Source organism: Carbonatibacter coralli, assembly GCF_039592655.1.
GTDB lineage: Bacteria > Pseudomonadota > Alphaproteobacteria > Kiloniellales > Kiloniellaceae > Carbonatibacter > Carbonatibacter coralli.
The window spans coordinates 151,949-177,488 of sequence record NZ_JBBUTJ010000004.1; the positions used below are offsets into that span (position 1 = coordinate 151,949).

The 25,540-nt window shown below is 55.0% G+C and carries 23 protein-coding genes; 14 read left to right on the plus strand and 9 right to left on the minus strand.

Translation table 11 applies throughout. From position 1 onward, the window contains the following. Positions 1-369: 369 nt before the first annotated feature. From AAAH10_RS11255 to AAAH10_RS11265, 3 genes are all read left to right on the plus strand, one after another. Positions 370-1,509 carry a YjgN family protein gene (locus AAAH10_RS11255; RefSeq protein WP_343563570.1) on the plus strand — a complete coding sequence of 380 codons (1,140 nt, stop codon included), beginning with the start codon at positions 370-372 and terminating at the stop codon, positions 1,507-1,509. Positions 1,510-1,813: 304 nt separating this feature from the next. Continuing rightward, on the plus strand, positions 1,814-2,902 hold the full coding sequence (locus tag AAAH10_RS11260) for a YjgN family protein (protein WP_343563799.1): 1,089 nt from the start codon (positions 1,814-1,816) through the stop codon (positions 2,900-2,902). Then, positions 2,902-3,978 (plus strand): M48 family metallopeptidase, encoded by a 1,077-nt coding sequence (locus AAAH10_RS11265; protein WP_343563571.1) that lies wholly within the window; start codon positions 2,902-2,904, stop codon positions 3,976-3,978. Before AAAH10_RS11260 ends, AAAH10_RS11265 begins: the two co-directional genes overlap by 1 nt. Before the next feature lie 76 nt (positions 3,979-4,054). On the opposite strand, the gene AAAH10_RS11270 is transcribed toward AAAH10_RS11265, so the two are convergent. Beyond that, the gene (locus AAAH10_RS11270; protein ID WP_343563573.1) at positions 4,055-4,648 is read right to left on the minus strand and encodes a PhnA domain-containing protein; all 594 of its coding nucleotides are present in this window, start codon (positions 4,646-4,648) and stop codon (positions 4,055-4,057) included. A gap of 264 nt (positions 4,649-4,912) precedes the next feature. On the opposite strand from AAAH10_RS11270, the gene AAAH10_RS11275 reads away from it, so the two are divergent. The 3 genes from AAAH10_RS11275 (at position 4,913) to AAAH10_RS11285 (ending at position 8,779) form a co-directional block, all read left to right on the plus strand. Continuing rightward, positions 4,913-7,069: a transglycosylase domain-containing protein gene (locus tag AAAH10_RS11275; protein ID WP_343563575.1), complete on the plus strand. Its 2,157-nt coding sequence runs from the start codon at positions 4,913-4,915 to the stop codon at positions 7,067-7,069. Between the two features lie 186 nt (positions 7,070-7,255). Then, positions 7,256-8,044, plus strand: coding sequence for a transporter substrate-binding domain-containing protein (locus AAAH10_RS11280; protein ID WP_343563578.1), 789 nt, complete (start codon positions 7,256-7,258; stop codon positions 8,042-8,044). A 78-nt stretch (positions 8,045-8,122) separates the two neighbouring features. Further along, positions 8,123-8,779 (plus strand): DUF938 domain-containing protein, encoded by a 657-nt coding sequence (locus AAAH10_RS11285; RefSeq protein WP_343563579.1) that lies wholly within the window; start codon positions 8,123-8,125, stop codon positions 8,777-8,779. Between the two features lie 25 nt (positions 8,780-8,804). On the opposite strand, the gene AAAH10_RS11290 is transcribed toward AAAH10_RS11285, so the two are convergent. Then, positions 8,805-9,272 (minus strand): tellurite resistance TerB family protein, encoded by a 468-nt coding sequence (locus AAAH10_RS11290; RefSeq protein WP_343563580.1) that lies wholly within the window; start codon positions 9,270-9,272, stop codon positions 8,805-8,807. A gap of 409 nt (positions 9,273-9,681) precedes the next feature. Here AAAH10_RS11290 and AAAH10_RS11295 point away from each other — a divergent pair, with 409 nt between their 5' ends. Beyond that, positions 9,682-10,443, plus strand: a complete 762-nt coding sequence (locus AAAH10_RS11295; RefSeq protein ID WP_343563582.1) for a substrate-binding periplasmic protein — start codon at positions 9,682-9,684, stop codon at positions 10,441-10,443. Positions 10,444-10,460: 17 nt separating this feature from the next. Here the strand turns inward: AAAH10_RS11295 and AAAH10_RS11300 are convergent, their stop codons facing one another. Together AAAH10_RS11300 and AAAH10_RS11305 are read right to left on the minus strand one after the other, a co-directional pair. After that, complete coding sequence (locus tag AAAH10_RS11300) at positions 10,461-10,919, minus strand: RNA-binding S4 domain-containing protein (RefSeq protein WP_343563585.1); 459 nt, start codon at positions 10,917-10,919, stop codon at positions 10,461-10,463. A 12-nt stretch (positions 10,920-10,931) separates the two neighbouring features. Continuing rightward, positions 10,932-13,757 carry a helicase-related protein gene (locus tag AAAH10_RS11305; protein WP_343563587.1) on the minus strand — a complete coding sequence of 942 codons (2,826 nt, stop codon included), beginning with the start codon at positions 13,755-13,757 and terminating at the stop codon, positions 10,932-10,934. Between the two features lie 206 nt (positions 13,758-13,963). Here AAAH10_RS11305 and AAAH10_RS11310 point away from each other — a divergent pair, with 206 nt between their 5' ends. The 4 genes from AAAH10_RS11310 (at position 13,964) to AAAH10_RS11325 (ending at position 17,477) form a co-directional block, all read left to right on the plus strand. Beyond that, entirely contained in the window at positions 13,964-14,332 is a 369-nt protein-coding gene (locus AAAH10_RS11310) for a copper resistance CopC family protein (RefSeq protein WP_343563588.1), read from the plus strand. After that, positions 14,332-15,174 (plus strand): CopD family protein, encoded by an 843-nt coding sequence (locus AAAH10_RS11315; RefSeq protein ID WP_343563591.1) that lies wholly within the window; start codon positions 14,332-14,334, stop codon positions 15,172-15,174. The genes AAAH10_RS11310 and AAAH10_RS11315 overlap by 1 nt, the downstream gene beginning before the upstream one ends. Before the next feature lie 107 nt (positions 15,175-15,281). Continuing rightward, positions 15,282-17,171: a molecular chaperone HtpG gene (gene htpG / locus AAAH10_RS11320; RefSeq protein ID WP_343563593.1), complete on the plus strand. Its 1,890-nt coding sequence runs from the start codon at positions 15,282-15,284 to the stop codon at positions 17,169-17,171. 111 nt (positions 17,172-17,282) lie between these two features. After that, positions 17,283-17,477, plus strand: a complete 195-nt coding sequence (locus tag AAAH10_RS11325; RefSeq protein ID WP_343563594.1) for a tautomerase family protein — start codon at positions 17,283-17,285, stop codon at positions 17,475-17,477. A 58-nt stretch (positions 17,478-17,535) separates the two neighbouring features. On the opposite strand, the gene AAAH10_RS11330 is transcribed toward AAAH10_RS11325, so the two are convergent. Beyond that, positions 17,536-18,009 carry an Lrp/AsnC family transcriptional regulator gene (locus tag AAAH10_RS11330; protein WP_343563595.1) on the minus strand — a complete coding sequence of 158 codons (474 nt, stop codon included), beginning with the start codon at positions 18,007-18,009 and terminating at the stop codon, positions 17,536-17,538. Between the two features lie 112 nt (positions 18,010-18,121). Here AAAH10_RS11330 and AAAH10_RS11335 point away from each other — a divergent pair, with 112 nt between their 5' ends. Beyond that, positions 18,122-19,303, plus strand: coding sequence for a methionine gamma-lyase (locus AAAH10_RS11335; protein ID WP_343563596.1), 1,182 nt, complete (start codon positions 18,122-18,124; stop codon positions 19,301-19,303). 185 nt (positions 19,304-19,488) lie between these two features. Here the strand turns inward: AAAH10_RS11335 and AAAH10_RS11340 are convergent, their stop codons facing one another. Next, positions 19,489-20,832 carry a solute carrier family 23 protein gene (locus AAAH10_RS11340; protein WP_343563597.1) on the minus strand — a complete coding sequence of 448 codons (1,344 nt, stop codon included), beginning with the start codon at positions 20,830-20,832 and terminating at the stop codon, positions 19,489-19,491. Positions 20,833-20,992: 160 nt separating this feature from the next. Here AAAH10_RS11340 and AAAH10_RS11345 point away from each other — a divergent pair, with 160 nt between their 5' ends. Next, positions 20,993-22,051, plus strand: coding sequence for a cobalamin biosynthesis protein (locus tag AAAH10_RS11345; RefSeq protein ID WP_343563598.1), 1,059 nt, complete (start codon positions 20,993-20,995; stop codon positions 22,049-22,051). 61 nt (positions 22,052-22,112) lie between these two features. On the opposite strand, the gene AAAH10_RS11350 is transcribed toward AAAH10_RS11345, so the two are convergent. From AAAH10_RS11350 to cobS, 3 genes are all read right to left on the minus strand, one after another. Next, positions 22,113-22,823 carry a lipid-binding SYLF domain-containing protein gene (locus AAAH10_RS11350; RefSeq protein WP_343563599.1) on the minus strand — a complete coding sequence of 237 codons (711 nt, stop codon included), beginning with the start codon at positions 22,821-22,823 and terminating at the stop codon, positions 22,113-22,115. A gap of 94 nt (positions 22,824-22,917) precedes the next feature. After that, positions 22,918-23,559, minus strand: coding sequence for a histidine phosphatase family protein (locus tag AAAH10_RS11355; protein ID WP_343563600.1), 642 nt, complete (start codon positions 23,557-23,559; stop codon positions 22,918-22,920). 4 nt (positions 23,560-23,563) lie between these two features. Beyond that, positions 23,564-24,370 (minus strand): adenosylcobinamide-GDP ribazoletransferase, encoded by an 807-nt coding sequence (gene cobS, locus AAAH10_RS11360; protein ID WP_343563602.1) that lies wholly within the window; start codon positions 24,368-24,370, stop codon positions 23,564-23,566. Positions 24,371-24,488: 118 nt separating this feature from the next. Between cobS and cobT the strand changes: the two genes are divergently transcribed. Beyond that, positions 24,489-25,538 carry a nicotinate-nucleotide--dimethylbenzimidazole phosphoribosyltransferase gene (gene cobT / locus AAAH10_RS11365; protein WP_343563603.1) on the plus strand — a complete coding sequence of 350 codons (1,050 nt, stop codon included), beginning with the start codon at positions 24,489-24,491 and terminating at the stop codon, positions 25,536-25,538. The last annotated feature ends 2 nt before the right edge of the window (positions 25,539-25,540 follow it).

Below are 25,540 nucleotides of genomic sequence, written 5' to 3' on the forward strand. Positions count from 1 at the left end.
GCTTTCCATTGTTCGTCTGCCCAATCGTTGTTTCTGTTTCGATAGCTGAGAGGATACCGAAGAGAACCGGACAGTCCTTTTCCGGACTGTGTAGAAACGAGGTCGCTGCAAAAGGAACCGTTCTTTCAGGTCGCAGCGAAGCATGCAGGCAGGTGTTTGTCAGGCCGCTTGTATCCTCTTGCAGTGGGGCGGTCAATCCCTTGCTGTGCCTGAGAGATGCATAGCTGCGTTGTGAAGAGGAAAATCCGCAGAAAAGCCGTCTGCTCTTCTGGCTGCAGTCTTTGCTATAAAAGGAATGAAGGTTTCGTCTATTTGGTGTATTTTCCCTTTGTTGAATACAGTAATATAATCAGATCCGAGGGGGAAACTGTGACTGATTTGGGTTTGACTACAGGGATTCATGAACCGGGTGAAGAGGCCGTTACCCCGTCCATGAAAAGGGAAACAGGTGATTTCAAATCGCTGGAGTTTACAGGTACAGGTAGAGAATACTTTGGTATCTGGCTGGGGAATATCTTTCTCAGCATCATCACCCTGGGGATCTATTCTGCCTGGGCGAAGGTACGGAACAAACAGTACTTTTACGGGCATACCCGGGTTCTCGGGGACGGTTTCGGCTACCACGCGACCGGGATGCAGATTTTCAAGGGACGACTGATCATCTTTGCCGTTCTGGGTGCGATTTTCCTGCTTTCGAGCTTTCTGCCGCTTTTGCTGATTGTCCTGGTCCCGGTACTTCTGGGGCTCTATCCGGTTATTCTGAACAGAAGCATGGCGTTTGATGCACGTGTCACCTCGTGGAGGACCATCAGATTCGGCTGGCACGGGACCTACTTTGAAGCCTTTTGCCTTCTGTATCTCTACCCGGTTGCCGCCTATTTCTCCTTTGGTCTGGCTTTGCCGTGGGTGTCCGGGAAGGTCGCACGCTATCTCGCCCGGAACCGTTCTCTGGGGCAATATCGCTTTGATCTGGAGGCTTTGAAAACCTCTGCCATCTATCGCGCTGCACTGAGCACTCTGGGGCTGGGTGTTGTGACAGGTGTTGCCATTGTGTCTTATGCGTATGTTGAGCTTTTCAGTCTGATCCGGTCCGGTCAGGTGGACACACCTGATATCTTTGGGCTGATCGACGCCGGGCGGACAGATCTTGTTCTGATCCAGTATCTTGGCTTTGGTCTGCTTTTCCTTGGTTTCGTCGCTTATCAGTACCAGTTGAGAAAACTGGCTCTGAATGTATTGACCCTCGACAGGGTGGCGTCTTTCAGGTCTGAACAGGGGAACCTGAAGGTTGTCGGCATTGTCCTGTCCAATGTTGTGCTGTTTGTCCTGACTCTGGGACTGGCGACCCCGTGGCTGGCTGTACGGCTGCATCGTTATCTGACGGACACGACAGCGATCAGTGTATCGGATGACCTGCCAACACTGATTGCACAGGAACAACAGGCCCAGTCTGCGGCAAGTGCAGAGTTCATGGACATGAATGACTTTGACATCGGAGCAGGTCTCTAGATCTCTGAAAGAACAGGAGCGATCAAAAGGCCGGTCCGTTTCAGGACTGGCCTTTTCTGTATAAAAAACAGGTATGACGTCCGTTTCGGGGGACCTTTGAGAGAGTGTTTTTAAAGCAGATTTCTCCAAAAGGTTTGTATATCTGCATCTTTTTCGTGTATTTTGTCTCTGTGTTTAATCGCGATATAAAAAAAGCGGAAAACCGGGGGTTAAATCGTTGAGTGATTTTGTCGGCACAGCTGGTTCATTGGAACGGGCTGTATCTGAAGGTGATTCGTCTCAAGGACAAGTTTTCAGACAGTTGATGGCCTTCTCGGGTGACGGGAAGGAGTACTTCGGCATTTGGCTGAACAACATTTTTCTGTCGATTGTTACGGCCGGAATTTATTCCGCCTGGGCCAAGGTCAGGAACAAACAGTATTTCCTGGGACACACGAAAATACTGGGTGACGGGTTTGGCTATCACGCAACGGGTATGCAGATTCTGAAGGGACGTCTTGTCGTTCTGGGCTGTCTTGCAGGTTTCACCTTTTTGCAGGATTTCCTGTTGATGGATGAAGAGCTGATCCTTTACCTCCCTGTCCTCATGATTCTTTTCTTTTTTGTTCTCTACCCCTGGGCGATGAACAAAAGTCTTGCCTTCAGTGCGCGAATGACATCGTGGCGTACTGTCCGTTTCAAGTGGCATGGAACGTTTGGGCGGACCTTTGTCTATTATACTCTGGCACCCTATCTGGTTCTGCTGAGCTTCGGTTTGGCTGGGCCCTGGGTTGCGCGCAAAACGGCGGAGTATTTTGTTGAAAATCACAGTCTGGGCACCAGACGCCTCTCGCTGTCCAAAATGAGCCTGGGGCGGATTTCCCTGACCTATTTTCTCTGCATTATGTTGCCGTTTGCTGTTTTGTTTGCGTCCCTGGTCCTTTTGCTGGGCGGAGTTGTCCTTGCGGCTGTTTCCACTGCAGAAAACGGGCAGTTTCTGAATTGGTCGACAGAAGGTGAAGAACTGCGCAACCTGATTCTCTCCGGTCTGGTCGAAGCGATATTAATCCTTTTCATTGTTGTTATTTTCCTGTCCTGGAAACTTTTCAGGCTGTGGCTTCTGAGGGAAATGCTGAGAAGCCTTCAACTGCCGGATGTTGCACGCTTTACTTCGTTCCTTGATATGGGCAAGGGCGGATGGATTATCGTTTCCAATCTGGTTCTGTTTGTTCTGTCCCTCGGGGTTGCGACCCCCTGGCTTATGGTGCGCTATCAGAAGTATCTTGTGGAAACGACTGGCGTTGTGACCAGCAGGGAGCTGGCTGTCTTTGTTTCGGCGCAGCAAAGCGAACAATCCGCGATAGGTGAAGGCTTTACTGACTTTGAAAGTCTGGATTTCGGGGTGGGCCTGTGATGGAAGTTGCCGAGAGAAACAAGAATTATATCGGCCTGCAGGTAGAAGGGCTTGTCTATCAGGCGGGGTCCTCAAGCCGCAGCAATGCCGTGCTGATTGCCGATGGTGACCGCTTTGTTCTGAAGCGTATGAATTGGGGAGAGGACGAGATCGTCCGAATTGATTCTGTTTCGACCCCCTTCGCAGGACAGGAGCGACAGCTTCATCTCTCGAACGGTTTTGTGTTCCATACAACCGGCGTTGTTCCGAGTGGTTTTCTGCCCAAGGGAGCGGAAAGCGGCTTGAAAGCCGTTGTTTACTGGTTCGAGGAATTCAATCTTGTCAAAGCTGCGCTCATGCTTTGCATCGTTGTCGGTTTCATCCTCGGTCTGAGGTGGGGGACGCCGTTGCTTGCGGACTATTCTGTTGCCTATGTCCCGGCGACCTGGGATCAGAGCATTGGACGAAGTGCATTCGAGCAGTCTGACGGGACGCTTTTCGAACCCTCTGAACTTTCCATGGCCGATCAGGAACGAATCAGGTCCAAGGCAAGGGGCATGATTTCCCAGTGGATGATTCAGGACAGGCAGGAGGCTTCCTATGATCTGTCCTCTGTTGATATCCTTTTCCGTTCATCTCCTGCGCTGGGCGCAAATGCGCTGGCTTTTTCGGGAGGGCCGATTGTCGTGACGGACCAGCTGGTTGAGCTGTTTGACAACGATGGTGCTGTCGTTGCTGTGATCGCGCATGAATACGGTCATGTCCTGCATCGGCACGGAATGCGACAGACCCTGCGCTATGCCGGGTTGATCCTCGCTGCCACTCTGGTTTTTGGTGCGGACGAAAGCCTGTTGGAGGAGTTGCTGACAATCGGTATTGCTGCTGAAACCTCGTCCTATTCCAGAGGCTTCGAGCGGGAAGCCGATGCTTTTGCTGTTGAAGCGCTCAAGGCGGCTCATCTGCCTGTCAGTGATGCTCTCTGGGCCATGCAGAAACTGGCCGAGGACTGTGGAGCCAGCTGTGAGGGAACGGGATGGTTTGACAGTCACCCGGGTATGGATGAACGCCTGCAGATGCTGGAAGAGGCCTTGCAATAGGGAAAGAGCCGGGCGGGCGTCGCCTGCAAGAGATCTTTTCGTTTTTCAGGGACTGTCCTTGCTGTACGGGTCGGTCTCAGTTTTTCCGCACAAATCTGGTGAGGAGAACGATCTGCTGATTGTTGACGCGTCCCTCGATCTGCTCCGGGTTGCCGGGGACCAGAGAGATATTGCGAACGGCTGTGCCGCGCTTGGCTGTGAAACCGGCTCCCTTGACGGGCAGGTCCTTGATCAGGACAACAGAATCACCAGCCTCCAGAATAGCACCATTGGAATCCCTGTGGGGTGTTTCGATCTCTTCTGAGGAAGAGGGGACTTTGCTGTCGGCCCAGAGTTGAAGCTCCGGTTCGAGGTAGAGCATGTCCAGCAGATCCTGGGCCCAGCTTTTTCTCGAGAGTGCCTTGAGGACACGCGCCGAGCTGACCTGAACGGCCGGTACTGTGCTCCACATGGATGTTGAAAGACAGCCCCAGTGGGCCTCATCAAGAAGGTCAGGGCGACCAAGACCCTCCTCGCAAAGGGGGCAAACAAGAAAGCTTGCCTCATCCGGTGACAGGTTCTCCGGCGCATCTGTCAGGGTTTTGATGCCCAGTTCTCCGGAAGCTCCGCAGAGTTCGCACTGCGTGTTGCTGCGTGTGGTGAGCATTGTTTCCAAAGCGTCTGTGTCCATGGTCCGTTCTGCCTTCCCGGGGAATGCTGGTGTTAAGCCTGTTTGAAAATCCTTCTGACAGCCCGCTACGCTTTTGTCACCCTGGAGTTCTGTCGGCAGGAACCCTTATCCTGAGGAATTCCTGTCTTTTTTATGACACAGAGTTATCTTTAAATGAACGCACTCTGCCCCTTGTACTTTCACAATCTTTCATCAATTGTGACAATGGACTTTCATGTATTGTCAAGAGCAGGGCTCTTCATAATGACACAGGACGCACTTTGAATGGCACGACGACCCACTTCTTCCTCTTCCCGCCGGAGAACTGCAACGCGAGGGACGAAGAGCAAATCGGAAGGCACCACCCGTTCGAAAGTGCGGCGTCCTGCTGCCGGTGACATCAAGGGCGAAAAACGGAAGCGTGCAGCCTCCGGATCTTCTGCAGGATCAAGGAAAAAAGCGTCGGGCAAATCGGGCAAAAGCTGGGTGCGGCGTCTCTTTGGCTGGGCTTTCGTTCTGGGAATCTGGGGCTCGATCGCGGTTGCACTGGTGATCGGCTATTATGCTTTGGACCTTCCGTCTGTCGGGACGCTGGAGCAGGCCTCCCGCCGTCCTTCGGTCACCTTTGAGGCGGCAGATGGAACCCGTCTTGCCAGCTACGGTGACTATTATGGGGATACGCTCGAGGTCGGAGAGGTCTCCCGCTATCTGCCGCAGGCCATCATCGCAATCGAGGATCGCAGGTTTTATGATCACTTCGGGGTTGATCCTCTGGGGATTGCCCGGGCCATGTGGATCAATATGCGGACCGGGCGCTTTACCCAGGGTGGTTCGACCCTGACCCAGCAGCTGGCGAAGAACCTCTTCCTCAGTCCCGAACGCAGCATCAAGCGCAAGATCCAGGAAGCCCTGCTGTCCCTGTGGCTGGAACAGAACTTTACCAAGGATGAAATCCTGTCCATCTATATGAACCGCGTCTATCTGGGAGCGGGAACCTATGGCTTTGATGCGGCTTCGCGGGTTTACTTCGGGAAGTCTGCAAGGGATTTGAAGCTGTCCGAAGCGGCGGTTCTGGCCGGGCTTCTCAAGGCGCCAAGCCGCTACAATCCGTCGAGTTCGCCCAAGCTGGCGCGCGAGAGATCACAGCTTGTTCTGGGAGCCATGGCGGAAGAGGGCTTTATCACACAGGATCAGTTACAGAAAGCACGGGAAAACCCGGTTTCATTCCGGAAAGGCAAACAGGAACAGGCGCCCTATTTCACAGACTGGGTCCGGGGACAGATTGATGGCCTGATCGGAGAATACGAGGGTGATCTGACCATTCGGACAACACTGGATCGGCGGGCCCAGCGCATTGCCGAACAGCACCTGCAGGAGCAGCTGTCCGCAACGGGGAAGAAGAATGGCGTGGAACAGGGAGCTGTGACGGTTCTGGCACCGGATGGAGCGGTGCAGGCCCTTGTTGGCGGGCGGGATTACGGAGCCAGCCAGTACAACAGGGCCTCACAGGCGCTGCGTCAGCCCGGTTCTGCTTTCAAGCCCTTTGTCTTTCTGGCGGGGTTTGAACGGGGCCTCAATCCGGACACGGTGATGAATGATCAGCCGATCTCTGTCGATGGCTGGAAACCGGGCAATTACAAAAACAAATACTATGGGGAAGTAACCCTCCGCGAGGCCTTTGCACGGTCTTCGAACTCTGTTGCCGTTCAGGTGTCCCAGCGCGTTTCGCCGGAGCGGGTGGCGGATGTGGCGCAAAGGCTGGGCATTGATGCCACGCTTGATCCTTCGCCTGCACTGGCACTGGGATCATCGGAAACAACCCTGCTGGACCTGACCGGAGCCTATGCGATCTTTGCAAACGGAGGACTGTGGTCACAGCCCTATGGTATTCAAAGTATCCGGGACCGTCAGGGACGGGTGCTGTACAGCCGTCAGACGCAACAGGGGGCGCGTGTCGTTACGGAAGGTCATGTTGCCATGATGAACAACATCATGGTTGCGGCTGTTGACTGGGGAACCGGAAAGGCTGCCAAAATCGACCGTCCGGTTGCGGGCAAGACCGGAACCACGCAGTCCAATCGCGATGCCCTTTTTGTGGGCTATACGCCCAAGCATGTTGTGGGGGTCTGGTACGGAAACGACAACGGTTCACCGATGAAGGGGGTGACAGGTGGAACACTGCCTGCACGGTCCTGGGGGAAAATTGTCCGGGATCTGGAATATGGAACGCCTGCGCTGGCGCTGAACACGCAGGTGCCCTCTTCACTGGACACCGCTCTGGAACAGGTACAGAAGGACGCCGGTGATTTCTCCACCGCGATCGGACGCCTGCTGGGGGGTATCTTCGGGGGAGGATCGGACAGCAGGAAAGACGGGGAAAAGTCCGAGAGTCGCTGGAAACCGAACAACACCCCGATCTGGGAACGCAACAACAAGGATTAGTTACTGCTACTGAAGCATTAGCACAATATTATGGGTGACGTTTTCGTGATGAGAGGGCAGACTGTCTTTTGCATGGCAACTTTGCTATGCTTTTGTTGATCCTGTTTGGAGGAAACAGCGTAAGGCTTCTTTGCAGATCAATAACTAAGGCATTTGCCACACAAACAGATCCCCGGGGAGGGTATTATGAAAATCATGAAGAAACTGGCGTCGCTGGCTCTGGCGGCCGGCCTGGGTATGAGCGTTAACGCCGGTACTGCTTCAGCACAATCCGCACTGAATGACATTTTGGACAACGGTGTTCTGAAGGTTGGTACAACTGGTGACTGGAACCCGATGACCATCAAGGATCCGACAACAGACAGCTATAAGGGCTATGACATCGATGTCATGACGGAGCTGGCCAAGGATCTGGGTGTCGAGCTGGAATTCGTGCCGACGGACTGGAAGACCCTGGTCAATGGGGTGACATCCGGAAAGTATCATATGACCGGGTCTGCTTCCATTTCTCCGGCGCGCGCGAAGGCTGCGGGCTTCAGCACCAGCTATTTCTCTCTGGCGACTGTTCCTCTGACCCTCAAAAAGAATGCGGACCGTTTCAAGTCGTGGGATGATCTCAATCAGGACGGGGTTTCTGTTGCGGCAACTTTGGGGACAACCCAGGAAAAGCAGGTCAAGCAGTTCTTCCCGAATGCACAGCACCGGATCATCGAAGCACCGGCGCGTGATTTCCAGGAAGTCCTGGCAGGTCGCGCCGATGCCCACATCACATCAAATGTCGAGGCAAACAAACTGATCGACAAGTATGAGCAGATGATGATTGTTCCTGTTGCAGAGCCAAAGGCTCCGACACCGATTGCCATGCTGCTTCCACAGAATGATCAGGTCTGGATCAACTATGTGAACACCTGGATCCGCCTCAAGCAGGAGCAGGGTTTCTTCAGACAGCTTGGCGACAAGTGGAAGCTGAACTAGACCCTTCGACAGATATTTCAAACGAAAGGCAGGGGATTTTCCCTGCCTTTTTTGTCAGAACACAACGGATGGGTGGCGATGGTCACGAAAGACAACACTTACAGTGAAGAAGCCTTTGAAGACCTGAGACTTTCGGCACCGGCAGCAGTGCGCAACAGGGATGTGATCCTGCCGGTTTTGAGGGACCTGTTGCCCAAAGAGGGAAGCTGTCTGGAAATCGCCAGCGGGACGGGCGAGCATGCTGCGCATTTTGCGCCCGCTCTGGCACCTCTCGGGTGGCAGGCGAGTGAACGTGAGGGAAGGCTTCTGCAGTCCATTGACGCCCATCTTGCTGTCGCACGCGAGCAAAGCCCTTTTGAACACCGGCGCGCCCTGTTGCTGGATTTGCTGGCAGAAGAGAGCTGGGATGGTGTGGGCTGCTATGACGCCATCTTTTCAGCAAACATGACGCACATTGCACATTGGGATGTGACGCGACAGCTGTTCCGGTTGTCGGAGCAGTGCCTGAAGCCCGGGGGCCTGTTGCTGCTTTATGGTCCGTTCTTCTGGAAGGGCAGGGAAGCGGTGGAGAGCAATCTGAATTTTGATCTTTCGCTTCGACAGAGGAATGAAGACTGGGGTATTCGCTATTTTGAGGATCTGAATGATCTGGCGCGTGAAAGCTCACTGACTTTCAGGCAGGAACGCGCCATGCCGGCGAACAATTTTGTGCTGGTTTATGAAAGGCAGGCCTGAGCGGGCCTGCCTCTGCTGTGTCTGTCTACTGTTCCAGGCCCAGTGATTTCAGTGCACGCTTCCGGGCATCGCCGCTGTCCCGGTCGCTGACATGCAGAAGGCCTGCAATCCGGCGCATCAGATTGCCTTCGTAGGGGTGAAGCTCTCCGTCTGCATAGACAACAGCCCAGAGCAGTTCAATGATCTCAATGCGCTCTTCGTTTGTGCAGTGATCAGAGATCACACGCGTAAAGCCGAAGATCTGGATGGACTCATCGGATTTGTCTTCGGCCTGCTTGATCAGAGTGCCGGCCGAGATCTCGTCGAGTTTGAAGTGCTTTTGAAGCAGGCTGGATATCTTGCCATGTTCCTCCACGGAGTATTCACCGTCCAGCTGTGCGGCTTCAATCAGCAGGGCAGCTGTGGCCAGTTGCATTTCATTTGAACCGGACGAACCGGTCCCGGTCAGGGGATTGTTTCCCTGTTGGAAAAGCTCTTTCAATTTGTCGAGCATTGATCATCCTTCGAGGCAGGCTTTTGGAATTTCTCTCAACAATACCCCAGCAAGGAAAGAAGGCAAGACTGTGTTCATATCCGGGAAATGACGGCTCGGCGCATAAAGGGATCCGTTCAATATTTAATGACAGAATGGTATTAAAATGTTTTCATGAATACGGGCGTACAAGACAGCCGGACTGAAAAGCTGTCCGGCACGACAGGAAAAAGGCAGCAGACTGGTCCCTTTTTCAAAGACGCCCAAACTGAAGGTTTACAGGGCCTGGACAGAGATGAAGCAGTTCTGATTCAGGCTGATGTCGAGCAAATCTCCGAGTGTGGTCATGGCTGTGTTGCGTGGATTGATTTGCCTTTTCTTGCTGATTTTTTTGCATGATGGAGCGTGGGCACAGGTCTCCAAACAAAGCGTGATTCTCTACGCTGATGATTCCTATCCTCCCTATTCCTTTGAAAGGAACAACCGGAGTGATGGGCTTTATGTGAGGATTTTGGAAGAAGCTTCCCGCCGTCTTGAGAGCTTTGAAATTGTTTTCAGACCGGTTCCCTGGAAACGTGCACTGGTTCGTATGCAACTGGGCAAGGGGGTCGGGATGGTTCCCCCTTATTATCATCCGGAAAAACGTCCCTTTCTGACTCACTATTCCGTTCCGATCCTGAGCGAAATTACTGTTGTGGTCTGTCGAAGAGGCATCGTCGACAGTCGCAGGCTTGATCACTACCCTCTGGATTACAGGGGACTGAAATTTGTCAACAACTCGGGATATCTTGTCGGGGGAGACCACTTTCTCAGCATGGTCGAAAGGGGGGAGATCCTGCTGGAGGAAGCACCCTCGACCCGAATGAACCTGAAGAAGCTTCTGGCCAGGCGTGCAGACTGCTATGTGAATGACAGGCTCAATATTCAGGTTGCCATCCGCGATCTGCTTGATGCAGGCCTTATCACTGAACGTGAAGCTGCGCGTTTTGTCGAGGTGGATATCGTCTCTGTCGAAAACGGTTATGTGGGCTATTCCGCGCTGGCTTCGCAGAGCTTTCCCTATCAGGCCGAGTTCATCCGGGAACTTGACAGGGTTCTGATGGAGATGCGGACCACAGGGAAAATCCGGATCATTCGGGAAGCGTATCTGAGGGGCAAAAGAACAGCAGGTGTTCAGCAGGAGCAGGACTGATCGGGTGTTATGACGGTTTAATCAAACCGGTTCTTGAGAGAGTCCGTTTGACGCCGTTCTTTCTTGGTCGGGCGTCCGGAGCCGTGTTCCCGCCTTGGCAGGGCTGCCTCCGGTTTGCTGTCCGGTGAGCTGTCATCGGAACCACCCTTTGCGGGAGGAGCCAGATCCGTATAGAGAGCCTGGGCTTCCGGGGCCGGGCTGCGTCTGCTTCCCAGGGCTTCTATTCTGATGATCCTGATCTGCTTGCCCTGCGGGAAGGTCAGGACCTGCCCGGGCTTGATGCTGTAACTGGCTTTGGAGACCGTTTGCCCGTCAACACGGACTTTTTGGCCATTGCAGACTGTGCTGGCCAGGGAACGGGTTTTGAAAAAGCGCGCAAACCAGAGCCATTTGTCGAGGCGCAGGCTTTCGCTCTGCACGTCTGAGCCTGATGATTTGTCATCGGCTGCGACTGTGGGTTTGCGCGCTTTTGCCATAGGGCTGATCGCTCAGCGTTTTCCAGTCTTCAGGCTTTGCAGGACAGCAAAGGGAGAGTCAGCCATACGGGCCTTTTCTTCCTGACGCTGCCTGTTGCGCTGCTTTTGCTTGTTGGCAGAGGCCGGAGAGGAGGAATTGCGATTGGCATTGTTGCCCCCCTTGCCCGGTTGGCGCTGGGAGAAGACTGTCAGACCACCTTTGAGGCGTGTCGGGTGGAACCGCAGGGACTTCAGGGTAAAGGCCAGTGCTGTCTCGTCCATCTTTGCCATGTCACGCATGGCATCGTTGATCGCAAAGGAACCTTCCGGAATTTCCGGCTCTTCGGCTTTTCCTTCTGCAGCTTCTGCCGGCTCTGCGTCAGCAGCTGTTTCGGATGGGGTTTCTTCAGCAGCTGGTGCTTCTGTCTCTGCAGCGGGAGTTGCCTCCTCGCCAGGAACGGCTGCTTCGGGAGCTTCTGAAGCAACAGGTGTGGCATCCGCAGGAGCAGCCTTTTCCTCTGTCTTGCTTTCTTCGGCCTTGTTCTCTTCGGCAGGACCGGCAGCTTCCGTTTTGGGTTTCTCGCCACGGAGCAGTTTGAAGGCTTCGTGGGACAGGCGTTCGAGGACATCAATGCGAACGGCGAGGGATTTGCCCTTGCGATCCTGCATCAGACGATAGCCGATAGCCTTGCAGAAGTTTTCACTGTGCTCGTCAGAAGGTTCGAAATGCGTTGCCTCGAAATCGGGGAGGGCGGGGACACTGTTTCCGTTCCAGTTTGCCCACAGCAGGGCGCGCAGACGGCTCGGGCGCGGGCGCATGAGGCTTGGCACAAAGATGTATTCCCGGCCAATGCGAACGCCGAGTGTGCCCATCTCCTTGCGCACGTCCTTGCCCAGACTGTTGACCATGTCGCGCACAGTGCGGCGCTGAACCGAGCCAAGCTCTTCGCTCAGCTGATATGCAAGACCGCGCGCACCGGCATCCAGTTTGGCATCCTGAAGTGCGAAAAGGGCCTTGAGCTGTGCCTTGAGGTGACGATCCAGCCAGCCCTGCATGCGGACGCGGATGCGCTCGCGGGAGGGACCGTCGAGAAATTCGCTGTTGTAAACCTCGACCAGCGGCTTGAGGGGCGCGTCGCCTTTGGTGATCTTGCCGATGGGTACACCGCGCCAGGTCAGTTGGGCCTGATCATCCAGCAGGAAGGAACCATCATTGTCCTGTTCCAGCAGCGCAACGCGCTCCGGAATGTCGGACAGCAGGGCCTTGCGCGCTGCAGTCAGTGCTGGCTTGACGTCGCCCCCCTGCAGGCTGGAATCAAGCGTAAAGGCAAAGCCTTCCACTCGTCCAAGCAGTTCACCTTCAACAACGACGTCACCATTCGCCTTGACAGAAGCCAATATTCTTTCTCCCGCACGGAGACTGCGCACCAGTGTCGCAGCCCTCTTGTCTACAAAACGTTGCGTCAGACGCTCGTGCAAAGCATCTGACAATCGATCTTCAATGGCACGGGATTGCCCCTGCCAGTGTTCGGCATCTTCCAACCAGTTTTCACGGTGGGAAATATAGGTCCAGGTCCGGATCCACGCAATGCGCTGGACAAGGGTATCAATGTCCCCGCCCGTTTTGTCAATGCGTTCAATCTGCTGAGCAACCCAGTCCGTGTCAAGTTTCCCCTTGCCGGTCATCAGGAAGTGGTAAATCTGGGACAGCAGACGGATGTGCTGATCTGTCAGGGTCTTGCGAAAATCGGGAACCTGACAGACGTCCCAGAGCAGTTCGACAGCCTGACGACCTTTTGCCATATCCAGAATGGAGCCTTCCATCGCCAGAGCGACCAAAGCCTGATGATCCTCGGCATCGCGGACACGCAGGAGGCATTCTTCCGTTGTACGGCGCTCAAGGGATTTGATCAGGGTCTTGGGGCTGCGGAAGTCCAGATCGGGGTTGCGCCAGTAGATTGCTGCAATGTCCGCATAGTTGTGACTTTCAATCCGGTCTATCAGTTCCTGGTCCATGCCGCCGACCTCGTTGGTCGTGCCAAAGGTTCCATCACGGGTGTGGCGTCCGGCGCGCCCGGCGATCTGGCCGACCTCGGCAGGGGTCAACCGGCGCGAGATACGCCCGTCAAACTTGCCCATGCGTGAAAAGGTGACGTGATCAACGTTCAGGTTCAGACCCATGCCGATAGCATCGGTGGCGACCATGTAGTCAACATCACCGTTTTCAAAGAGTTCGACCTGGGAGTTGCGTGTCCTCGGACTCAGGGCGCCCAGAACAACAGCTGTTCCTCCACGGGCCTGACGCATCATCTCGGCTGTCTGATAAACGTCGCTTGCTGAAAAGGCGACCACGGCAGAGCGGGGCGGCACACGTGTGACCCGACAGGTGCCGTTGTAGCTGAGCTTCGAAAAACGCGGGCGTTCGACGAACTCGACATCCCTGACCAGCTTTCGGATGATCGGGGCGATGGTGCTGGAGCCCATGAACATTGTTTCAGCCGTACCGCGCAGATTCATCAGGCGGTCTGTAAAGATGTGACCGCGTTCCTCATCTGCGCAGAGCTGGATTTCATCGACAGCAACGAACTCGACCAGACGATCCAGTGGCATGGACTCAACTGTGCAGAAGAAATAGCGTGCAGCCGGAGGAATGACTTTTTCCTCGCCCGTCACCAGTGCGCATTTGTTGCTGCCCTTGATTTTGATCGCCTTGTCGTAATTCTCGCGCGCAAGAAGGCGCAGGGGAAAGCCCATGATCCCCGAGGAATAGGCAAGCATCCGTTCCATGGCAAAATAGGTCTTGCCAGTGTTCGTTGGTCCCAGAACGGCTGTGATACGGGATGATTGCAACAGACCCATCAGGTCAAGATCCACATGGTAATGCGACAGGGAAAAGACTGTCTTCAAATCGGTAAAAGCTGAATGATTTGTATCCTCTGTGTGCGGTGCTTCCAAGGAAAAAGCAGCGTTGCAAACCGAATAAAATCCGTTTTGGTGGCTTGACCTTCCTCTTGAGGGAAGCTTCATCATGTAATGTACAGGATTGAAGTTCGGGATTGTTCAGAATGTTACCCTTGTCAAATGTGATCAGCTCTCTTGCCCTTGTTCTGATGATGAGCCTTGTCTTCTCGCAGGAGGCCCTGTCTCATGCCAAGGGACCACGGACCTCTCCGGAAGCCGGACAGGTTTTGGAGGCCCTGCCACAAAAGCTCGAAATGGAATTCAATCAGGAGGTCATCCTCACGAGAGTCCAGCTTGTTCTTCCGGATGGTCGCAAGGTTGCGCTGCCTCTGGATGGCCTGGAGCGCAGCAGCAAGCATGCCCTGTCTCTGGAAGAGGCAAAGGCCGGAAAGGGACAGTATCAGGTGCTCTGGAAGGCTCTGTCTGCGGACGGACATCCCGTGAAAGGTGCATTCGATTTTGGTGTTGAGTAGTGGTTTTGGACGGTGAGCTTCTTCCCCTGATTCTTTTGAAGACGCTGCTTTATGCCTTTGTTCTGGCAGGTGCGGGACAGGGACTGCTGGCGATGTTCTTTCAGGAAAGCACACCGGCTCTGCGCCGCTTTGCCGCTCCGACGGCTCTGTGTGGCGGGCTCGTTACGACCGGTTTCTTTCTGGCGCTCTGGCACTGGTCGGGCGGCTTTGCAGATGATCTTGCCTTTGCACGTGATATCGCCCTGATTCTGCTTGGGTCGGATCAGGGGTATCAGCTTGTTCTCTTTCTGATCGGATTTGCCGCGCTCGGGATCTGGCGTCTTCCGGCTTCTGTCCGGATTGTTTTTTCTGTCACGGGGTTGGGGCTGGGGACTGTTCTGACGGGGCACAGTGGAAGCTTCGGCAACTTTTACATGATGAAGCTGGCGCACGGGCTGCATGTTCTGGCTGCGGCCTTCTGGTTTTCCGCTCTGGTGCCGATGCTTGTGCTGACCGGGAAACGGCAGGCCGGTTCCTTCCCGGAGGATTTCGGACAACGTGCACCTGCCTTTCTGGTTGCGCTGGTCCTGTCCGGGGGCTTCCTTGCCTTTGGCATTGTGCAGAGCCTTGCCAATCTCCTGATACTCGAGGGTTATGGGGGCTGGTTTCTCCTGAAGCTGTTCCTGGCCGCAGGACTTCTTTTGCTGGGGGTGCTGAACCGTTTTGTGCTGGTTCCCCTGGGAGCGCCTTTCAGACTGCTGCGCATCAGCATGAAGCTGGAGCTTCTTCTGATGGTGGGAATTTTCCTCAGTCTGTCTGTCATGACGATTGCAGAGCCGCCGCTCTGGCATCGAGAGGCTTGAAAAACGCGCAGCTTTGCGCCATATGGCAGACAGGGCCGGATCCGGAATTCCTATTGAGGCCCGCAAAACCATTTCATCTTTTCAGTCATAAAAAACAGAGGATATCAATGTCAGAAGAAAAGCTGTCATTTCAGGCGGAGGTTTCCCGTCTGCTGGATATCGTAGCCAATGCACTCTATTCAAATCAGGAAATCTTCCTACGCGAGCTGATCTCCAACGCCTCGGATGCCTGTGACAAGCTGCGTTATCTGTCACAGACGCAACCGGATCTTGCCGCTGCAGGCCACGATTTCAGGATCGATCTCCTTGCTGATCCCGATGCCGTCACGCTGACAATTTCAGACAACGGTATCGGTATGGATCGCAGTGAACTGATCGAAAACCTCGGAACAATTGCCAAATCCGGAACAGGTGCCTTCTTGAACGCGCTTGAAAACCGCAAGGATGGCGCAAACCTGATCGGTCAGTTCGGGGTTGGGTTCTATTCCGCCTTCATGGTTGCGGACAGGGTTTCCGTCCTGTCTCTCAAGGCGGGTGAGGATCAGGCCTGGCGCTGGACATCGGATGGCAAGGGCGAGTTCACCGTTGCAGAAGACAGCCGTCCCCAGGGATGCGGAACAAGTATCACGCTGCATTTGAAAGACGATGCAAAGGAATACCTGACACCCTATCGTCTGGATCACATCGTCAAGACCTACTCCGATCACATTTCCCTGCCGATCCGTTTGTGGAAAGCAGGCGAAGAGGGACAGGAGGGCGCGTGGGATGTCCTCAACACGGCCTCTGCAATCTGGACGCGCTCCAAATCCGATATCACGGACGAGCAGTATCGCGAATTCTATCATCATGTGGCGCATGCCTATGATGAACCCTGGCTGCGCGAGCACTTCCGTGTGGAAGGCAATCTGGAATACACCGGTCTTCTCTATATCCCGGGCAGCAAACCCGGTGATCTGTTCCAGCCGGAGCGCAAGCACTCGGTCAAGCTCTACGTGCGCCGTGTCTTTATTACCGAAGGAGCCGAAGAACTGATTCCGCCCTATCTGCGCTTTGTACGCGGTGTGGTGGACAGTGAGGACCTGCCGCTGAACGTCAGCCGGGAAATGCTTCAGGACAATCCGATGCTGCGCAAGATCCGCAGCGGTCTGGTCAAGCGCATTCTTTCTGTCCTCAAAAAGAAAGCGGACAAGGATCAGGAAGCCTATCTGCAGTTCTGGGACAATTTCGGCGCCGTGCTGAAAGAAGGCCTTTACGAGGACTTTACCCAGCGGGAGACGCTTCTGGAACTGGCCCGTTTCAGAACCCTGAATTCTGATGGCTGGGTTTCCCTGAAAGACTATGTTGCCGCCATGAAAGAGGGACAGGAAAAGATCTACTACATCTCTGGTGAGGATGCCGATGTTCTGCGTCGCAGCCCTCAGGTCGAAGGCTTCAGGGCCAAGGGCGTTGATGTTCTGATTCTGACAGATCCGGTTGACGAGTTCTGGCTGTCCACTGTCCCGCAGTTCGAAGAGAAATCCTTCCAGTCTGTCACGCGTGGTGGCACAGAGCTGGATCAGGTGAAGGCGGAGAATGCCGATCAGGACACTGCAGAGGAAAAGGAAGAGGACAACAGGGATGTTGGAACCCTTCTCGCGCTTTTGAAGCTGACCCTCAGCGAGGAAGTCAAGGATGTCCGCTCTTCCAGCAGGCTGACGGACTCAGCGGTTTGTCTGGTTGCGGACGGCAGCGATATGGACATGCACATGGAGCGTATCCTGCGCAGTCACAAGCAACTTGACGAGGCCTCAAAACGCATTCTGGAAATCAACCCGAGGCATCCCCTGATTGTGAATCTGATCGAGGAATCCAAGAAGGACGGGGCAGCAGACCGACTGGAAGATGCTGCGAACATGTTGCTGGATCAGGCCCGTATTCTGGAAGGAGAACAGCCGCGTGATCCTGTTGCTTTTGCAAAAAGATTGACGGACTTCATGGCAAAGGGGCTGGCTGCGTGAAGCTGTCACCGAAATGTCTCTGAAAGTTTTTCAATGAAAGCTTGAGTTGTTGAAAAATGTACTTCATGGTTGTGTCGCATAAAAATACAGGCAGAACATGGAGTGCGAACAATGCCAATTGTTACCGTTCAACAGTCCCCCCGCTCGGCAGATCAGAAACGCAAACTGGTGGAGGGTATTACCCAGGCTTTCATTGAGGCCTATGACGCCGATCCGAACGTTGTCTATGTTTTCTTCAATGAAGTGGATGCCGAAGAAGGCTGGGCGAAAAACGGGAAGCTCGCTGTCGATCTGAAAAAGGGCTAGCGTTCCAGAGATTTTTGAATTCCCAAAAGGTGCAGGGCAGATGCTCTGCACCTTTTGTTTATGAGGGATGCTCCCGGTGAACCATCGGGAAGACGCTGGTTTTCTTGACGGTGCTGTAGACAAAACTGGTATCAATCGAGGCAATACCCCCGATGGGATGAATGCGCTTGCGGATGAAATCCTCGTAGGCATTGAGGTCGGCGACAACAACACGCAGCTGGTAGTCGGTGACGCCGGTCAGCACGTGACATTCCAGAACCTCATCGATGTTCAGGATATGACGCTCGAAGTTTTGGACATCCCCGGCATTGTGGTGTTCCAGTTTGATCCGGACGAAAACAGTAATGGGAAGACCGTAGGCTTTCTCGTCAACTTCAGCTGAAAAACCCCTGATGATGCCGTCAGCTTCCAGATTGCGCAATCTGCGCAGACAGGGGGAAGGTGAAAGCTGAACCGCATCTGCCAGATCCTGATTGCTCATCCGGCCATTTTTTTGCAGGGCTCTGATAATTTGGCGATCTTTTGCGTCCATAATGCTTCCTTTTGGCATAATATGCCAAAATATTAATAAAAAAAGCTTGTATTGGCAATTAAATGCTCTTCTTCTTGGTGTAATCTGCTTTAAACTGCAGAGTGAGGACATTATGACATCGACAGCCAAAGGCTTTGCCTCCCGCGCCATTCACCTTGGATACGATCCGCAGGAAAACGAGGGGGCGCTGACGCCGCCGCTTTATTTGACATCGACGTTTGCCTTTGAAACGGCCGAAGCCGGTGGTGAAATGTTTGCCGGTGAGAGGGCAGGGCATATCTATTCCCGCATATCAAATCCGACCTGCGACTTGCTGGAAAGGCGCGTTGCCTCTCTGGAAGGAGCAGAGGCGGGGCTGGCCCTCTCATCAGGCATGGGGGCCATTACGGCGACACTCTGGACGCTTTTGTCACCGGGGGACGAGGTGATCGTCGACAAGACGCTGTATGGCTGCACCTTTGCCTACATGCGGCATGGTCTGGAAAAGTGGGGCGTGACCATCACTCACGTGGACATGACGGTTCCCGAAAATCTGGAAGATGTGATCAGCAGCAGGACGCGGGTTGTCTATTTTGAAACGCCTGCCAATCCGAACATGCGTCTGGTTGATATCGAACAGGTGTCAGGAATTTCCCGTCGCCACGGGGCCTCGGTTGTGGTGGACAACACCTATGCGACGCCCTTTCTGACACGTCCGATTGAAAAGGGAGCAGACATTGTGCTGCATTCCGCGACCAAGTATCTGGGTGGGCATGGCGACGTGGTTGCCGGTCTGGTTGTCGGCTCTGCAGAGCAGATTCAGGATATCCGTCTGATCGGCATGAAGGACATGACGGGCGCTGTCATGGCACCTTTCAATGCCATGCTGATCCTGCGGGGGATCAAGACGCTGGCCCTGAGGCTGGATCGTCATTGCAGCTCTGCAGCAACTGTTGCCACCTGGCTGGAGGCTCATCCGGCTGTCGGAGCTGTATTCTATCCCGGGCTGGAGAGCTTTCCCCAGCACGAGCTGGCTCAAAGACAGATGGCGCAGCCCGGTGCCATGATCGCTTTCGAACTCAAGGGCGGCCATGATGCGGGTATTGCCCTGATGAACCGTCTGGAGATGATCCAGCGTGCCGTATCCCTGGGGGATGCGGAGACCCTGATACAGCATCCGGCTTCCATGACCCATTCAACCTACACAGCGGAGGAACGGGCCCTGCACGGCATTTCCGACGGTCTGGTGCGTCTCTCTGTTGGTCTGGAAGAGGTTGAGGACATTCTGGCCGATCTGGAGCAGGCCCTGTCGTAAGAGCCGGCTTGCTGCATGTCTTCAGAGACTGCAAGTTTTCAAAGAGACAGGGCGGGTCGAAAGATCGGGTGAAAAATCGAACTCCAGAAAATTGAACCCCAGAAAATTGAACCCCAGAAAAGCAGGCAGAAAAAAAGGTGCAGGGCAAAAGGCCTGCACCTTTTTAATTGAAAGCTGAAACGGGTTTATTCGTTGTTCAGCATGGCGTCTGTGTCACCGGCCTTGTCACGGCCCGGCATGGCAAGGTTCAGGATAATGCCGGCCAGAGTTGCAACAGCCATGGAAGACAGGGTTGCCCATTCACCGATGTGGATGACGGCACCGCCGATACCCAGAACGAGGATCACAGAGGTGATCAGCAGGTTGCGCTTCTCGTTCAGGTCAACCTTTGCTTCTGCGATTGTGCGCAGGCCGGAGGAGGCAATCACTCCGAAGAGGGCAATGGCAACACCGCCCATGACCGGAACCGGAATGGAGGAAATGACAGCCGAGATCTTGCCGATAAAGCCAAGCAGGATCGCAATCACAGCAGCTCCGGCGATAACATAGACAGAGAAAACGCGTGTGATGGCCATCACACCGATGTTTTCGCCATAGGTCGTGTTGGGCGGGCCACCGATCAGGGCTGCAAACATTGTTGCCACACCATCACCCAGCAGGGAGCGGTTCAGGCCCGGCTTGCGCAGGAAGTTGCGGCCAACAACGCGGGAGAGAACCATCTGGTCGCCAATGTGCTCGGCAATGGTGACAAGGGCAACAGGCACCAGCAGAGGCAGAACGAACCAGGGCCAGTCGCCTTCGAGTGCAGTCGGGAAGCTGGTGAAGTCCGGTGCTGCAAACCACGGGGCATTGGCAACGGAGGACAGGTCAACCAGACCAAGGATGACAGAGAGAATATAGCCGGAAAGAACGCCCAGCAGAATGGGGATGATGCTGAAGATACCGCGCAGGACCACAGAGAAAATCATGGTCATGACCAGTGTGAAGAGTGCAACGGCAAAGTAGGTGCTGTTGTAGTCACTGCCTGCGCCCTTGGTGGCCATGCTGATGGCGATCGGTGCAAGACCGAGACCGATAACCATGATCACCGGGCCAACCACAACCGGGGGAAGCATGCGCATCAGCCAGTTCACACCAAAGAGTGTGATCAGGATGGAAACCACAATATAAACGGTACCTGCTGCAAAGGCACCCAGCATGGCGCCGGGCAGTCCTGCTGCCGCCCCGGCGGCGATCAGGGGCGCAATAAAGGCGAAGGAAGAGCCAAGATAGGCCGGAATGCGAAAGCCGGTGATCATCAGATAAAGCAGTGTGCCACCACCGGAAGCAACCAGCGCAATGGCTGTGCTCAGACCCTGGGAGTCAGGGTTGGCAGCCTGAATGCCGCCAGTGACGAGGAAGGGGACGAGAACGGTTGCACCAAACATGGCGCAGAGGTGTTGAAGGCTCAAAAGGCCCCAAAGCTTGACGGGTGGCTTCTCGGAAACACCCAGCACCGTTTCTGAATTCGAAGCTGTGGTATCAGTCATCACTGTGTCCTTGTCAGGTTCTGTTTTTAAACCATTCAGCCCTGTTCTTTGAGACCCAGAGCTGCACAGACTTGCCGTAAAGTGCAAAGAAATGCAAGATATTACAGACAAATGTGTGCGGATTGCACAGTTTGACCTGTAAAATAAAGAAACCTGCCTGATGTCTCTCCTTGCCGAAATCCAGTCCTGCTTCGAGCCACTGTTTGCGCTTTTTCCCGACCTTTCCGGGGTGGCTGAGGCCGGCCTTTTCAAGTGGGGTGCCCTGAATTCTTCCGAGCCGCTGGTGCTTCTGCTGCTTGCGCTGGGGCTGGAAGCCCTGCTGGGAGGCTACGGCCTTTTCACGGGGCGGGGATGGCATCCCCGGCAGTGGATTGTCCGGTTGATCCGCGCGCTTGACAGGCAGTTCAACCGCGGACAGGCGACAGGGAAGAGCAAGGCCGGGGTTTCGCAGGTCGGGCAGGCTGTCCAGGGCAGCCTGATGCTTTTGATTGTTGGTCTGGTTGCACTCGGTTTTGCCCTTTTTCTGGAACTGTTGTTGAGGCAGGCCCCCTATGTCTGGATGCTGGAGATCCTGATTCTCACACTGTTTCTGTCCCTGCGCGGATTGCAGATGCGTCTGTCACGGATACGCAAGGCGCTGGGGGCGGGCAGCCCCATCACAGCGCGGGAGGAGCTCTTTCCCCTGATCAGCGATGTGATGCGTCACCGGGATTTGCAGAACCTGTCGGAACCTTCTGTGACAACAGGTGTGATGGGAGGAATCGCCACCGGTTTTGTGACAGGACTTGTGACGCCGGTTTTCTGGTATTGTCTGTTGGGATTGCCTGGGCTTTTTGTTCAGCAGGCCGTTGCACAGGTGGCCCGCTTCTACAGGCAGAGGCACCTTCAGGCTCCGATGGAAAAAGGCTTTGACTGGCTGGCAAGACAGCTGGATCGCCTGTTCCAGTTTTTTCCTGAGGCGATTGCGGCCTTTGTTTTCATCGCCGCAGCCTGTCTGACCCCTTCAGCAAATCCGGCGGGTGCTCTGGCCCGCGCCTGGCAGGGTGGAAACGTTGCTGTTGGCGCTGTGGGGGGAGCCATGAAGCTTGAAGGGCTTCCGGCTTCACGTTCGGAGGCCTTGACCCTGCTGGGGCGGCTGGCTCTGCTTTTGACCTTTGCCGGTATCTTTCTGGTTACGATTCTGGCTCTTCTGCTGCTCTATTCCTTCAGCTTCTCGTGAAAAAAGGCCAGCGGGAGGCTGACCTTTTTTCTGCTGTTGCGGGTTCGCTGTTCGGTCGGAACTACTGAAGTGCCTTGCGAAGCTCGGAAGACTGCGGATTGTTGAACTTTCGCTCGATCGTGATCGCACGGGGTGTTGCGCCGTTGGCGTAGTATCCGTTGTTGTAGCTCTCGCGCTCAAAGAGTTTTGCTCCTTCAAAGGCGCCGCCACCGAACAGACCGACCGTTCTTGAAAAGGCGTAGATATCAGCATCGAAATTGGTTGTTGTGGAGGCTTCCAGTCCACGTCCCAGCGGACCGACGGCAACGGAAACATCCGCACCAAGCTTGACTTCATTGTCGATGATGGACTGGACAGCACCGTCGTTCATCAGTGTGAAGACAACCTCGGAGACCTCTCCGCCAATCTGAAGACCAATGCTTCCTGCGGCCAGAGTGTAGAAGGCCGGGTTGCTCCAGGTGCCGTCATCGCCCTTGACCAGAAGAACACCGGTTCCGCCTTCACCGCCAATAAAGAAGCCGGCCTTGATCAGTTGCGGAATGATCAGAACAGCCTTGGCCCGGCTGATATAGTCGCTGACATTGGCGAAATCCTTGTCAGCCTTGAGCTTTTCAACGGTATAGCGGGACTCCGCTACAATTTCCTGCGCTTCGCTGGACTGGGCCTTTCCGCTGGAGATGAACAGCATGCTGAAGAGAACGGCAAGAAAGGCTGTGAGCAGAAGAAGCGGGGAACTCTGTTTTTCAGTGAGGGCAAAAGAACGGTGGGACACCTTGGAAAACCTCCGGTAGGGTGGTGCTCTGAAAAGGACTGCGCCAACTATACTACAACAGTTGTGGCGAAAAGATGATAAAGGCTTCAGGGGTTCATCGAAGGTTCAGGCCGGAAACAGCCCAGGAAAGCCCGCAGGAAACCTCATTGTCCTGTTCATAGGCTTCCAGCACTGTCAGGGAAAGCGTGTCGATTTTCAGTTGCAGTGCCTGTGTTGGTGACAGACCCAGGGCGTGGGCAACGGCCGAGCGGATTGTCCCGCCGTGGCAGATGCAGAGGATATCCTGTCCCCTGTGTGTTTCTGTACTGGTCCCAACAAAGGTACTGACCCGTTCGCAGAGCTGTCTGAAACTCTCTCCGCCCGGCGGGATGCTCTCGGCTGCATTGTCCCAGAAGCTTTTCATGATCTCCGGAATGGTGCTGTCGAGTTCCTGATGGCTTTTGCCCTCCCAGTCGCCGAAATCCTGTTCATTCAGCTCCGGGAATGCCGCAGCTTCCGAATCTCCACAGGGGAGTTGCAGGGCGTGGAGGGTCTGGCTGGTGCGTTTCAGAGTGCTTGTCAGGACAACCGGGTTTTCTGAAAGCTTCAGCCTTTCCAGTTGGGTCCGGAGCCTGCCAAAAGCTTCGGAGTCCGAGCAGTCGCAGTTGAAATCAAGGCGCCCATACAGGCTGCCGTTGTTTTCCCGGACCGGGGCGTGGCGGACAAGAAACCAGCGGGTTGGGGCGAACTGTTCCATGGGGCTATCCTGCAAGGCCTGTCAACGCGATCAGGGCAACGGTTTCGGACAGCTTGACCGCGGTGCCGAGAACATCACCAGTGATGCCGCCGATCTGTTTTTTCGCAATGAAGCCAATCAGGGCAACCGTTGCAAGAACGCACAGGAAAACCACGCCGCCCGGACTTGCACCGAGCAAAAGAAAGGCGATGGTGAGCGAGAGGAACAGCCCGAGAGCCGTTCGCTGTCTGGTTGGCGTCTGGGCGCTGGATGCCAGACCGGAACTGCGCGCATAGGGCAGGATGAGCATCAGCAGAGGCATGGTTCCTCTGGAGAGGGCAAAGACGCTGACAAGGGAAAGAATGAGGCTCTGGAGGTCCAGTTTCTGGCTCAGGGCGCCGATGAGACTGGCCTTGAGGATCGTGATCAGAACGAGGGCAACGGCACCGTAGCTCCCGATCAGGCTGTCCTTCATGATCTCAAGCTTGCGCTCCCTTTCGAAGGCCCCGCCAAAGCCGTCAGCCACATCGGCCAGACCATCCTCATGAAGGGCTCCTGTCAGAAGGACCAGGGCAATCACGGCAAGGATACCCGTTGCAAGCTCGGGCAACCCCAGACTGGTTGCCAGCCAGAGAACAGGTGCGAGCAGCAGACCGAGCAGGACGCCAACCAGGGGATAGCTCCAGACTGTGTCGGCAAGCGGGCGCTGGCACCAGTTTCCGTCAGGGTCTTTGGGCCAGCCGACGGGCAGGCGTGTCAGAAAGCAGCTTGCCATTTGTAAGTCGGCCACAGCCGCTTTCAAAAATCCGTTTGTTTTTGTGGCCTGCGCCATTCTTCACCCTTTGTTTCCAGCAGAAAGCCGTGCTAGGGTCCACGCCAAATCCATGTCCCCTGCCTGGCAGCAGCATTCCTGCCTTGCACGGTAAAGTCAAGAAATGCGGAGCTGCTTTATGAGCCAGACATCTGTCTCCCCGACATCGTTGAACACTGTTGCTGAAATTCGTAATCTTTTGAAAGATTTGCCGGGGCCGGACCTCAAGGCAGCCGAGGCCGCAGAAGCCCGCCAGAATGAACTGACCAAACCACGCGGTGCACTGGGACGCCTTGAAGAACTGGCAATCTGGATGGCCACATGGCAGGGTCGCGAGCGTCCCCAGCTGGAGCGTCCCTACACGGCTGTCTTCGCGGCCAATCACGGCATCGCAGCCAAAGGTGTTTCCGCCTACCCGTCAGAGGTTACAGCGCAGATGGTTGCGAACTTCATCAATGGCGGCGCGGCTGTAAACCAGCTCTGTGGCCTTGCTGATTCGGACCTGCGGGTTTTCGAGATGGCGCTGGATGATCCGACCCATGATTTCTCCGAAGAGCCTGCCATGAGCGAGGAAGAGTTCGTGCGGGCCATGGCCTATGGCATGATGGCGGTCGAGGAAGGGCTGGATATTGTCGCGCTTGGCGAGATGGGGATCGGGAACACCACCTCTGCTGCTGCGATCTGTACAGCGCTTTACGGCGGGTCGGCTGCTGACTGGGTTGGCCGGGGGACCGGTGTTGATGATGAAACACTGGCGCTGAAGACCAGACTGATTGATCAGGCCATGGCGCTGCATGGTGCGACCATGAAAAATGATCCCCTGCAGATTTTACGCTGTGTTGGCGGTCTTGAGCTTGCTGCCATTGCCGGTGCTGTGATTGCGGCACGTCTGGCGAGAACACCTGTTGTGCTGGATGGCTATACCTGTACGGCTGCAGCCGCTGTACTGCACGCTGTCGATCCCGCTCTGCTGGATCATTGTGTCGTCTCCCACCGCTCGGAAGAGCCGGGGCATGAAGCCCTGATGGAACGGATCGGCAAGAAAGAGATTGTTGATTTTGGCATGCGTCTTGGTGAAGGCTCCGGCTCTGTGCTTGCGGTTCTGATCCTGCGTGCTGCGCTGGCCTGCCACAATGGCATGGCAACCTTTGCAGAAGCTGCTGTAAGCGGCCCTGTCGAAGAGGCGTGAAG